Raw genomic sequence first — 11,510 nt, forward strand, 5'->3', positions numbered from 1 at the left:
AATCCTTAAGAGGTTCGGTGCCTAAATAACCAACTGGCGATGGGAAGCGTAACTGCAGCCATGATCAAAAGCGGAATCATATTCTGATAAACGTCCATAAAGGTGGCCCCTTCTAAATAGACCCGCCTTACAATATCCACCGAAAATCGCAGCGGGTTAATGTAGGTCAGATCCTGCATCAGATCAGGCATATTGGTGAGCGGAGTCGCAAACCCAGAGAGCAACATCAGAGGCATCAACAACACAAAGGTGTACAACATCGCTTGCTGCATGTTCAACGAAATGGCCGATATGGATAGACCAATCCCCACGCTGGCCAAGGTAAACATGAAGAGTCCTAAATAGAGTGTGATGAGAGAACCGCTGAACGGGATATCAAACCAATACCGGCTGATCAGAAGCACTAAAGAGGATTGAATAAGACCAATGTAGACGGGCGGCAGCGCTTTACTGATTAAGATTTGTGAAGGTAGGCTCGGTGTGACCAGTAATTGATCAAAGGTGCCTTGTTCACGCTCCCTCGCCACCGATAACGCTGTGAGCATCATGGTTTGGATCATACTGAGCGCGGCGATCATACCGGGTAAGATCAACCACCGAGTTTCCATGTTCGGGTTAAACCACGCGCGCGTTTTTACCGAAAGAGGCAATTGCGCGCCTAAGTCTTTTTCCGCGTTATACGCCAACGTAATCGCACTGAAACTGCCGAGCACTGAGTTCGCCGTGGCGGAGTTTCGACCATCCACAATCAACTGTACAGGGCTGGACTCGCCGCGCAGCAGTTTTTGCTCAAAATCTGCGGGGAAATACACCACCATTAAGGCTTTCTGATTACCGATCACATCCGCAATATCGTGACTGCTGTTGAGCGTCGCCACCTGATTAAACAACCCTGCCCCACGCAGTTTTTGTAGCATCTCGACACTGTGTTCGCTTTGGCTTTGATCCAACACGGCATAGGGCACTTCTTTTAAATCAAAGGTGGCTGCATAACCAAACAAGAGCGTTTGCATGATCACGGGCATGATTAAGACCACACGGCTTGAAGGATCTTTCAATACCGATAAAAACTCTTTCTGACACAAGTTTATAACCAACAGGAAATAGTGACGAATACTGTCCATGGCTTAATCCAACGTCTTTTTGGTCAGGATACGTGCCAGTGCTAGCAGCACAACGGCGTAAAGGGTTAACAAAGCGAGGTCTTTAAGGATGATGGGCCAGAAATTCCCCGCTAAGAACACCGTACGAAGGAGCTCAATAAAATAGGTTGCTGGCAGTAAACTGCCGATCACTTGAACACCGCTTGGAAGGTTACCAAGATCAAAGACAAAGCCTGATAACATCATCGCCGGTAAGAAGCTTGCCAGAATCGCAATCTGGCTGGCTAAAAACTGATTACGAGTCAAAGCGGAGATTAACAAACCGATCGCCAACGCAACCAGCATGTAGATGATCGAGCCAAGTGCCAGTATTAAAAACGAACCCTGAATGGGGACTTGAAACAAAAAGGTCGAGGCGGTCACACACAAAACAAGACCGATGATACCCACGCCAAAGTAAGGAATGATCTTAGCTAAGATGATCTCTGTGGGTCTCACTGGCGTCACAAACAGTGCCTCTAACGTGCCCCGCTCCCACTCCCTTGCCATGACAAGCGCGGTAAGAAACGTCCCGACCAAAGTCATGATGAGCACAATCAACCCTGGAACAATAAACCATGTACTGGTATTGGCATCATTGAACCAGAGCCTTGGTACGATCGTGACACCACCGGAGGCGCTTGAGTCCATCCCGCTGCGGTCACTTTGCTTACCGGCCCACACAGTTAACAGCTGGGAAAAATACTGACTGATGGCCGAAGCCCGAGTGGCATCACTACCCAAGACGATAAGCTGCACATCCGCCTGCCCTGCTTTGAGCTTACTGGCAAAGGTATTATCAAAGATCGCGATGGATTCAACTTCCCGATCCCTCATGGCGTTTTCGGCACTTTGCACCGAGGTATAGACGGTGGGTTTGAAGTAGGGTGAGAGTCTCAGCGTCGAGAGCACATCGTGGGTTTCAGGCGTTGGCTGCGTCGTTACCACAGCAAGGCGAATGTCTTTTACATCCAAAGTGACGCCATAACCAAAAATGAATATCAAGGCGATGGGTAAGCCGATGCCAATCAAGAGATTACTTTGATCACGCAGCAGTTGGCGGGTCTCTTTCTTGACCAGAGCCCACAATCGAATTGCAAAGGCTTTCACTGACGAATAGCTAGCCGGCATGCGATGACTCCTGACGGCTGCTTTCTTGGGAATGCCGACTGGTTTCGATGATGCGAATAAAGGTCTCTTCCATGCTCATGGAGTCCCCACCCTCTAAGCCATTTCGAATCTCATCGGGCGTACCCATAGCGAGCTTTTTACCCGCGTCTTGGATGAGGATTTTGTCGCAGTACTCCGCTTCTTCCATAAAATGGGTGGTAATTATGATGGCCGTTCCGGTTTTGGAGAGCGCCGTAATACGACGCCAGAAAGCTCGTCTGGCTAGCGGGTCAGCGCCGCTGGTCGGCTCATCTAAAAAGAGAATGTCCGGCTTATGCATTAAGCTTGCGGCCATCGCTAAGCGCTGTTTATACCCGCCAGGCAAAGCACTGCTTTTTTTATCTAAGTGGGAGGCCAGATCAAATTGATCAACAACGCGCTCGATCGCCTCTTTTCGTTTGTGCCCCCAAAGACCATATGCGCCTGCAAAGAAACGTAAGTTTTCAAAAACCGTTAAATTACCGTAGAGCGCAAACTTTTGTGACACATAACCGATGTGCGCTCTGGCACTGGCGGATGCCGTGCGTAAATTACTGCCAGCCACATCGAGAGTGCCAGAAGTCGCAGGCAGTAACCCACACAACATCCGAAAGGTCGTCGTTTTCCCCGCACCGTTAGGCCCCAATAAGCCAAAAATTTCGCCAGGCAGCACATCGAACGAGGTATTGGAAACCGCCGTAAAATCCCCAAAGCGCTTAATCAAATCCTTAACCGATACAATCGGCTGATCTTTAGGGTGGGCACTTTGTTTATCGTCACTTTGTAAGAGAGACGCATCGATGCTTTGAGATTCATTATGCGATTTCAGATGAATCATGAACGCGTCTTCTAACCGAGGCTCAATGGCACGATACTCTTTGGCACCTAAAGCACTTGTTAACGCTTCTACATCACAGGAGGGTTGCAAAACACAGCGTACTTTACCGCCCTCAGGTACCGCATCAACGACCTCGCTTTCACGATCCAACAAAGCACTTTGCAGATCCCGCGGCTTTTGATCCGCATTGGGCACCAACACAAAGCAACGGTCTTTTGCCAACGCCTCTAATGATTTCGGTGTGCCCTCGGCTAAGAACTCGCCCTCATTCAGCAAATACACCTCATGACAGCGTTCAGCTTCATCAAGGTAGGAGGTACTGACAATCACCGTTAAATCATCGTCTTTGACCAGCTGACTGATGATTTTCCAAAGCTCTTGTCGTGACAGCGGATCCACACCGACCGTTGGTTCATCCAATAACAACAGCTCGGGGGAGCGCACCAATGTGCAGGCCAAACCGAGCTTTTGTTTCATCCCCCCAGACAGCTTACCCGCAGGGCGTTTAGTGAACTTAGTTAAGTCAGTCATGTTCAGTAAGCGCTCAAAACGCGCTTTACGTGTGGCCTTATCCACCCCATGAAGATCAGCGTATAGGTCTAAATTCTCTTGCACGCTCAAATCCTCATAAAGACCAAAACGCTGGGGCATGTAACTGATTCGGTTCTGGACCTCTTGGGACTGCTCGGCAACATTAAACCCAAGTACCCGCAACTGTCCTTCCGTAGGTGACATCAACCCTGCGATTAGACGCAGTAAGGTCGTTTTACCTGCGCCATCGGGCCCAACCAAGGCGGTTAACTGGCCTTTTTTGACCTGAAAATTGATCGCTTTTAAGGCCGTACACTCACTATTCTTTTCTTGAAACGTTTTAACGAGTTGCTCAGCCTTAACCACCATCTCACTCATGGGATAGCTCGTTCACCGGTAATAAAACCGTTGCTGGCATTCCAAGTTTGAGAAGGTTATCGTCATCCTTCACCCTGACGCGCACTTCATACACAAGTGAGGTTCGCAAATCCTCCGTTTGAACATTTTTCGGGGTAAATTCAGCAACTGAGGAGATAAAACTAACCGTGCCGTTAACTGCCTGATTAAGACCATCTACCTGCACCTGAACCTCTGCACCCACCTGAGTGTTAACTAACTGTGTTTCATTGATATACACACGAATCCATTTAGGTGAGGTCAGAGCGAGAGTAATTACGGGACGCTGCGGACTGGCAAGATCACCCGGTTCCATTAAACGCGAGCGAACCTCACCGTTACTTGGAGCAACCAAGACGGTGCGATTAATCTGTTCAGCCAATACAGCTTTTTGGGATTCTAAAACCTGCAGTTGTGCCTCAGCTTGCTCGATGTCTTCCCGACGGGGGCCCTCTTTTACAATCGACAAATTGGCCTTGGATTGAGTCAACGCGGCTTTCAGCGCAAAGACTTGGTCTTTCGCCTCATCAATGTTTTGTTGGCTTACCCCTTTTCCGTTGGTTTTTTGATCCACGGATTTTAAGCGCTGCAAACGCGCTTGGGCGATATTAAGGTTAGCCTGCTGCTGCGCAACCGCCGCTTCAGCTTGTTGAATTTCTTGCTTTCGAGAGCCTGCTTTTAATTTGGCAAGGAGCGCTTGCTGAGCGGCGATTTGAGCCTCACTTTGCGCCAACTGTAGGGACTGAACTTTGCTGTCCAGTTTTGCGATAATTTGGCCCGCCTCGACCCTATCACCCTCTTCAACTAAGAGATCGGTCACCCGTTCGGACTGAGTAAACGATAAGGAAACTTGGCGTATATCCACATTTCCATAGAGCTTTGATTCGGTCTTTTGAGTACTAGGCCAATAGAGAAAACTCGCTGTAGCAATAATGACTACGACGATCAGCAACACAAGATACTTTTTCTTCATAGCGAGTTTCTTTATTGATTCGTTTATTTTTGATTAAGTGTTGAGAGCCCACCTTATTAAATTTAAATTTGAATTTCAACTAATGGATGGGTAAAGTGCCTGATCATTGATGTAAGCCATGTGGTTGTAGAATGAGCACTCGAAAAAATCGCGCGGACGGCGAAGAAACCAAGAAAAGAATTTTAGCAGCAGCGGCCGAGCGGTTCGCGCGAAGCGGCTATCACAACACCTCGGCAAAGGATATTTGCAACGCAGCCGGTGTGAGCACAGCCGCAATCAATTACCACTTTAATGGTAAAGATGGCCTTTATGAGCTGATCATTTTTGAAGCGATTGAGCATTTTCTGAATTTGGATTTTTTGCGCGAGCTTGATGAAAGTCCAAGTACTCACGAAGAGAAACTGGATCGACTGATTCGTCATTTAGTCGCAAACGTAGTGGAAAATCGCAGTTGGCACGGAAAAGTCTGGGCCAGAGAAATCGTAAGCCCCTCCCCTTTGATCACAACGGTTCTGGCAAAACAAGCCCAAGTGCGTGCAGGTTTAATCAAAAAAATTATGATGAAAGCCTGTAATTTGACCGATGAAGATGATGATATCAAAGGCACCTACGCGCTGTTTACCTTGTTGGCGCCCTGCATGATGCTGATGATTGTAAACCCTGACCTACCGACCCCCATTAAGCCTATATTTTCACAACCTCAAGATGAGCTTGTGAACTTCATTAAGCATTTAATCCTCCATCAATCTAAAAACTGATGTATAAAAAAAGCGCGCGGTTAAGTGATTAACCACGCGCTTTAACATGACTTACTTAAAGCGTTTTGCGACGCTGTTTAAAGCGTTAGCTTGCGTCTTTTCCTTCTAGCAATTCAATGGCGCGCTTCTTAGACGTACCGTAATCGGTTTTACCGCTGCCAAGTACTGGGACTTGATCGATCACAAAGATACTCGATGGCATCAATAGCCCCGGCATGCCGCTGTCCACCAGCGCTTGACGGATCTCTTTTGCATCGTGATCACCTTCGACCAGCGCGATCACTTTCTCGCCTTTTTTCTCGTCGGGTAAATTCACCGCGACCAGTGGCGTTTCAGCGCCCAGTACGTCGCGCATGCGCTGCTCGACATCGGCCAAGCTGATCATCTCGCCACCGAGTTTTGCAAAGCGGCTGTAACGATCTACTATCGTCAGGAACCCATCTTCATCCAGATGGCCTTTGTCGCCTGTGTTGTACCAGCGAATGCCCTCTTTCTCGACAATAACAGACGCGGTCTTTTCAGGGTTATTGAGATAGCCCTTCATGATTTGCGTACCGCCAATCAAAATAAGTCCAGCCTCGCCTGTTGGCAGTGTTTCAAAGGTATTGGGGTCCACAATGCGGAACATAGAACCCGGCAGCGCCATACCCACGGTACCGACCTTGTTACCGACCTGCACACGCCACCACTGGGTATCTAGGTGATCGGGCAAGTTAACACCAGCCACCGGAGTGGTTTCGGTACAGCCGTACCCTTCCACTATGTTCGCTTTAAAGCGGTTTTCGAACTGCTCGCGCACTTCGGCTTGAAGCTTCTCGGCACCGGCAATCACGATGCGAAGCGATTGGAACATCTCGGGCACCAGCTTTTTATTGCGTGTGTATAAGCGCAGGAAGGTCGATGTACCAAACAGCAGCGTTGCCTTAAAGCGCGCCACCCCTTTACCCACCGCAAAGCCATCGGTTGGGTCTGGCTGACACACCACCGGCAGACCCGAAATCAACGGCATGTAGCAAGAAGCCGTCAAACCAAAGGCGTGGAATAACGGCAACGAAGCCATCATCACATCGTCATCACGCATGTTGATTACATCGGCAATTTGCTTAAGGTTGGCCATAAAGTTTCGGTGACTTAGCATCACACCTTTTGGCAAGCCTTCGCTACCGGAAGAGAACAGAATCGCGGCGGTATCATCCAATTGACGAGAACGACAATACAGGGCTTTTAGTACCGCCGATGGCAGCGCAACAGCTTTGATCAAGGTGGTTACGCGCTCAAACGGCGTGATCGAATCACGGACCTCTTCGAGCAGCATAATGTCGCAGCCTTGAATCCACTCCTCAATTTTAAAGCCACGTGCTTTCAGCTTAATCAGGAACTGCTTAGAGGTCACAACGCTCTGGATTTCAGCCTGCTTTAACGCCGCTTTAATCGCCGTTTCAGACGCGGTGTAGTTCAGGTTAACCACGGTTTTACCCGCCATTAAACCCGCCATATTGGCGATCATCCCACCGGAGCTGGTCGGCACCAAAACACCCACATTTTGGCCTTTTAACTTCGCAATGCACTTACGGAACAAGAGCACCGCCGTCAGCATACGTTGCGCACTGAGTGGCTGCCCCTCTACATCGCTGATCACCCAAGGCGTATTGCCTGTTTTCATGCCATCTACAAAGGCGGCATCGAGGCAGCTCATGGTGTCGGTATAGCGCTGCCAAGCGGTGATGGACAGCTCAAACACGCGCTGTTTAACCTCGGCCACTTTGGCATCGCAGCTCATTGGCTCGCCGTAGGCAACGATCACATCGCGCTTAACTCCGCCACGGCTAAAGGCTTGAAGCTTACTGCCCGAGCGCGAGAAACGGCTGCCCCACAAACCGCGTAGGTAAAAGGGCACAATCACCGCGCCGCTGTCGGCTGCGGCACGCTCAAAGCCTTTCTTAAACTCGCCTAGCTGACCGGTATGGCTGATCGCACCTTCTGGGAATAAACAAACCACACCGCCCTCTTTGAGAATTTCGTGCACGCTGCCCAGCGCTTTACGGCTGTTGCCGCCCGAAATAGGGATTACCTTGTACAGGTTTAGGAACCAGCGGAAGTACCAACGCTCGTAGATGGAGCGCTCCATCACAAAGTGGATATGGCGTGGACACGCCATCTGGATCATCGCCCAGTCCAGCCAGCTGATGTGGTTACCGAGCAGCAGCATGCCTTGGCCATCTTTCGCCAAGTGCTCTAGCCCTTCGACATTGAGTCGATATTTGCGGCGGATCACAATCGATACCAACACCCGAATCAAGGCCTCGGGCAGTTGGCGAACGGCATGGTACGCACCAACGGTTCCCATTAAGGCAAGACCTACCAACAACCAAAGAGCATCCACCGCCATCAAAGCCGCTACGACGGTAATCGCAAGGCCCGAGATCATCGCAATGTTCTGTACAAAGTTATTGCCCGCCAAGACTTTGCCCAACATACCATCGGGTGCGTGGTACTGGATTAAGGCATTGAGCGGAATGGTCATCAAGGCACCGGACAAACCGATGCACAAGAAGCAGAAGGACGCGCCCCACAACCCCTCGACTGAAGGTAAAAACCACAATCCTAACATGACGCCAATCGCACCCAGCGGGATCAACCCTGTGTTGATGTGCCCAACCGATAAGCGCCCCGCAATCACCGACCCCAGCATAATGCCGACACCGGCCAAAGCCATGGTGCCTTGGATTAAGAAGGTATTACTTTGTTTAAAGGCCTCTTCGGCATAGGTCGGGAAGATGGCTAACATCATCTGGCTTAACGTCCAGAAAGCCGCGAGCCCCAGAATCGATAAGAAGATACGACGGCGTTGTTTTACAACCTTGATGTTGTCTTTTAGCATCTCGCCTTTTAAATAACGTGCGCGATCAAAGGGTTCGGCCACGCCGCTGCTTTGCGTATTGGGTAAGCCCTGTGCAAACAGCGCTTCTAACCCAGCAAACGCCATCAAACACCACCCTAAAGGCGCCACATGCTGGAGAATCTCGCCAGGCGCCATACCACTGGCAGCCAGGCCTGCAAGGTACTGTTCAAAAAACAACGAGAACACAATGATGCCCGATAAGATCGCCACCATAGTCACGCCCTGCATCCAGCCGTTGCCCTCACTGATGTGGTCCTCCCCCACCAGTTCACGGATGTAGCCGTATTTAGCAGGCGAGTACAGCGCACTTTGCAGTGCCAAAACAAAGGTCATGCCAAAGGCAACTTCAAACCAACCTTGGTAATAACTGAGCGTAATCCCCCCTGTGATCAAAAAGGCCAATCGGGCCGACCAACGCATCACGTTGCGCTTTGCAAAGCGATCCGACAGGAAGCCTGCGGGGGAAAACATCAAAATAAAGGGCAGTAAAATCAATCCGTTAACAATCGCGGTCAAGATGATTTGTTGATCACCGTCGTAGGACTTAAACAGCGTGTTTTGAATGATGATCTTATGGCCTAAATCGACAAAGGCGTTAAGAAAAGCCACCAACAGAAATGGAACAAACCCTTTTTGGGCCAACAGCTTGATCATGATGCGATCTCCTTTCCTTGGACTGGGTCATTGGTAACCATCGGCTCTTGCGAGCACCACCCGGTCAGAAAATGGCTTACCAGTTGATTGATCATAGCGGACTCGTGCCCCTCCACAGGTAGAAACAGTTTGTGATGCGCCGAGAGTGTTGTGATTCCGTGCACGCCACTCCATAAGGTTTTTGCCGCCAACGACAACGACGCCGAATCGGCATTGGGCTTTAACGTTTTGAGCGGCTGCTCGACCAGGGCGAACAGCGCATCGATTTGATCGATCATTTGATGAGGCAGCTGCGATTGCACCGACGAGCGATGCTCAAACAACAGTGACCACTCATCAGAGTGCTTTTTCGAAAACGCCAAGTAATCCGTCGCGTAACTGACCAGCAATGCCTTGGGCGATAACGACTGCCCGCTGACGGACGTTTTCAAGGTATTCATTAACTTAGTTTGGGTGCGCAGATTAAGTTCCCAGAACAGTTCGTCTAAGTTACTGAACACCTGATATAAGGAACCGGCCGAATAGCCGATCTCGGCGGCAATTTTACGCGCCGTCACCCCCTCGATGCCCTGCTTGTTTAACAGCACAAACGCGGCATCGATCGCCAAGCGGCGAATCTCATCTTTACTGTGGTCGTTTCTTCTGGCCATAGAGTAAGCTCAAAATTAATTAAACAGTGTTCACAAAGGTTAATTGAACACCGTTTAATAAGCAAGTACCGCGACCTAATCATTTACAAAAGTTACAAAAGGGTCGTTTACTTTCTTAACGCTCTTTGCGCTTCTACCCCAAGAAGAGCTTGGTAGACTGCGCGCCAATAATAATCACAAACTTTAGAGAGCATCCTTCATGATCACTAACGAAGTTGTATCACCCAACGACCAACGTGAGGTCAAAATCGTCCTTTTGATCGCGGCGTTTGTTATTCTGGCAGCAACCTTCTTTAACCAACTACCGGGCGGCATGATTGGCGCATTGGGCGCAATGGTTATTGTCGGTTTTATTTTAAATTACCTTGGTGACCGAACCCCGATTATCAACCAATTCTTTGGTGGCGGTGCGATTGTTGTCATCTTTGGCTCCTCTTACTTATTCCACAGCGGCTTTTTGTCAGGCGACATTGAAAAGCAGATCACCACCTTTACCAAAAGTGGTGGATTCTTATCCTTTTATGTAGCCAGCCTTGTGACAGGGTCTATCCTTGGCATGAGCACCGACACCTTGAAAAAGGCCGCTCTGAAATACATCCCGGTTATTCTGGGCGCTGTGGGTATCTCCTTCCTGTTTGCAGGTGTGATTGGCCTTTTCTTCGGTAAGAATCTGTTTGAATCCTTGATGCTGATTGCACTGCCGATTATGGGCGGCGGCATGGGCGCAGGTGCTGTACCTCTGGTTGAGATTATGTCTGGCCGCACCGGTATGGATGCCTCCAGCCTTATGTCACAGATGGTGCCAGCGCTGGCCATTGGTAACGCCATTGCAATTGTAATTGCTGGCTTGCTGCACAAAGTGGGTCAGATCAAACCAAGCTGGACCGGCAACGGCGAGTTGATTCGTGGCGATGCCCCTGAAATCAAAGAAACCACCAGCAAAGAACCTTTGGATGTCACTAAGCTTGGCATGGGCGCGCTGATTGCGATCAGCATGTTCTTCTTGGGCACCCTGCTTTCGACCGTGATCAGCATGCACACGTATGCGTTGATGATCTTGTCGATTGCTTTGATTAAGGTCTCTGGCCTGATGCCAGAGCGCCTCGAGAAAGTGGCACACGCTTGGTACACCTTTGTGGTTGGTAACCTGACACCGGCCCTTTTGGTGGGTATTGGTGTGGCGTACACCGATCTTAACCAGATCATCGACGCCTTATCCCCTATGTACTTTGCTATGGTCTTTGCCACCGTGTTAGGTGCAGCCGTGGGTGCTGGTATTGTTGGTCGCATGATGGGCTTCTACCCGGTTGAGTCAGCCATTACGGGCGGTCTTTGCATGGCAAACATGGGCGGTACAGGCGATGTAGCGGTACTGGCGGCCAGCAAACGTATGCAGCTAATGCCATTCGCACAGATCTCATCACGTATCGGCGGTGCGTTTATGCTGATTCTGGCGACCTTTGCCATCCAGATGCTGGCTTAAGTGAGCCAGCTATTAGCCGACTGTTAGCCAAGTA

Annotated in this window: 8 protein-coding genes; 2 read left to right on the plus strand and 6 right to left on the minus strand. The window is 49.8% G+C overall.

From position 1 onward, the window contains the following. Positions 1 to 5: 5 nt before the first annotated feature. The 4 genes from ACXAF9_RS16875 to ACXAF9_RS16890 are packed head-to-tail and all read right to left on the minus strand — an operon-like array spanning position 6 to position 5,029. Positions 6 to 1,124 carry an ABC transporter permease gene (locus ACXAF9_RS16875; protein ID WP_475076224.1) on the minus strand — a complete coding sequence of 373 codons (1,119 nt, stop codon included), beginning with the start codon at positions 1,122 to 1,124 and terminating at the stop codon, positions 6 to 8. Positions 1,125 to 1,127: 3 nt separating this feature from the next. Further along, a complete protein-coding gene (locus ACXAF9_RS16880; RefSeq protein ID WP_475076227.1) occupies positions 1,128 to 2,273 on the minus strand; it encodes an ABC transporter permease in 1,146 nt (381 codons plus the stop codon). Next, positions 2,263 to 4,038 (minus strand): ATP-binding cassette domain-containing protein, encoded by a 1,776-nt coding sequence (locus ACXAF9_RS16885; protein ID WP_475076230.1) that lies wholly within the window; start codon positions 4,036 to 4,038, stop codon positions 2,263 to 2,265. The genes ACXAF9_RS16880 and ACXAF9_RS16885 overlap by 11 nt, the downstream gene beginning before the upstream one ends. After that, entirely contained in the window at positions 4,031 to 5,029 is a 999-nt protein-coding gene (locus tag ACXAF9_RS16890) for an HlyD family secretion protein (RefSeq protein WP_475076232.1), read from the minus strand. Before ACXAF9_RS16890 ends, ACXAF9_RS16885 begins: the two co-directional genes overlap by 8 nt. A 131-nt stretch (positions 5,030 to 5,160) precedes the next feature. Here ACXAF9_RS16890 and ACXAF9_RS16895 point away from each other — a divergent pair, with 131 nt between their 5' ends. Continuing rightward, on the plus strand, positions 5,161 to 5,787 hold the full coding sequence (locus ACXAF9_RS16895) for a TetR/AcrR family transcriptional regulator (protein ID WP_475076235.1): 627 nt from the start codon (positions 5,161 to 5,163) through the stop codon (positions 5,785 to 5,787). Between the two features lie 85 nt (positions 5,788 to 5,872). Here the strand turns inward: ACXAF9_RS16895 and ACXAF9_RS16900 are convergent, their stop codons facing one another. Continuing rightward, entirely contained in the window at positions 5,873 to 9,343 is a 3,471-nt protein-coding gene (locus ACXAF9_RS16900) for an acyl-[ACP]--phospholipid O-acyltransferase (protein WP_475076239.1), read from the minus strand. Continuing rightward, on the minus strand, positions 9,340 to 9,993 hold the full coding sequence (locus ACXAF9_RS16905; RefSeq protein WP_475076243.1) for a TetR/AcrR family transcriptional regulator: 654 nt from the start codon (positions 9,991 to 9,993) through the stop codon (positions 9,340 to 9,342). Before ACXAF9_RS16905 ends, ACXAF9_RS16900 begins: the two co-directional genes overlap by 4 nt. 199 nt (positions 9,994 to 10,192) lie before the next feature. Between ACXAF9_RS16905 and ACXAF9_RS16910 the strand changes: the two genes are divergently transcribed. Continuing rightward, positions 10,193 to 11,476: a 2-hydroxycarboxylate transporter family protein gene (locus tag ACXAF9_RS16910; protein ID WP_475076246.1), complete on the plus strand. Its 1,284-nt coding sequence runs from the start codon at positions 10,193 to 10,195 to the stop codon at positions 11,474 to 11,476. Positions 11,477 to 11,510 lie beyond the last annotated feature (34 nt).

Source organism: Neptunomonas sp. ABH4_499 (assembly GCF_056160565.1).

Excerpts from the sequence above, each read along its gene's own strand:
- ACXAF9_RS16900 (WP_475076239.1), bottom strand. The coding sequence starts at position 9,343 with ATGATCAAGCTGTTGGCCCAAAAAGGGTTTGTTCCATTTCTGTTGGTG.
- ACXAF9_RS16895 (WP_475076235.1), top strand. The coding sequence starts at position 5,161 with ATGAGCACTCGAAAAAATCGCGCGGACGGCGAAGAAACCAAGAAAAGA.
- ACXAF9_RS16910 (WP_475076246.1), top strand. The coding sequence starts at position 10,193 with ATGATCACTAACGAAGTTGTATCACCCAACGACCAACGTGAGGTCAAA.
- ACXAF9_RS16885 (WP_475076230.1), bottom strand. The coding sequence starts at position 4,038 with ATGAGTGAGATGGTGGTTAAGGCTGAGCAACTCGTTAAAACGTTTCAA.
- ACXAF9_RS16875 (WP_475076224.1), bottom strand. The coding sequence starts at position 1,124 with ATGGACAGTATTCGTCACTATTTCCTGTTGGTTATAAACTTGTGTCAG.
- ACXAF9_RS16890 (WP_475076232.1), bottom strand. The coding sequence starts at position 5,029 with ATGAAGAAAAAGTATCTTGTGTTGCTGATCGTCGTAGTCATTATTGCT.
- ACXAF9_RS16905 (WP_475076243.1), bottom strand. The coding sequence starts at position 9,993 with ATGGCCAGAAGAAACGACCACAGTAAAGATGAGATTCGCCGCTTGGCG.
- ACXAF9_RS16880 (WP_475076227.1), bottom strand. The coding sequence starts at position 2,273 with ATGCCGGCTAGCTATTCGTCAGTGAAAGCCTTTGCAATTCGATTGTGG.